Raw genomic sequence first — 326 nt, forward strand, 5'->3', positions numbered from 1 at the left:
CGCGAACGCCGCGGCCGCGCGCAAACCCTTGTCACCGAATACCGCTACGACAGCCAGCACCGCCTGATCGGCCTCACGCGTCCCGATGGCACTAGCGCCACCTACCAATACGACGCCTTCGGCCGGCGCATCCGCAAAACCGTCAACGGCCAGACCACCGAGTTCTTCTGGCAAGGCGACCACCTGATCGCCGAAAGCAGCCCGACCCAGCACCGCAGTTTCATCTACGAACCCGGCACCTTCCGCCCATTGGCCATGCTCGACGGCAAAGGCCCGAAACGCGCCTGCCCGTTCTACTACCAGCTCGACCACCTCGGCACCCCGCA

The 326-nt window shown here is 65.6% G+C and carries 1 protein-coding gene; it reads left to right on the forward strand.

Annotated elements, in window-relative coordinates; genetic code table 11:
* On the forward strand, positions 1 to 326 hold a 326-nt coding region (locus C1X29_RS28250; protein ID WP_146023290.1), incomplete at both ends, for an RHS repeat domain-containing protein.

This window comes from Pseudomonas sp. GW456-12-10-14-LB2 (assembly GCF_002884345.1).
In the GTDB taxonomy this organism is placed as follows: Bacteria; Pseudomonadota; Gammaproteobacteria; order Pseudomonadales; family Pseudomonadaceae; genus Aquipseudomonas; species Aquipseudomonas paraglycinae.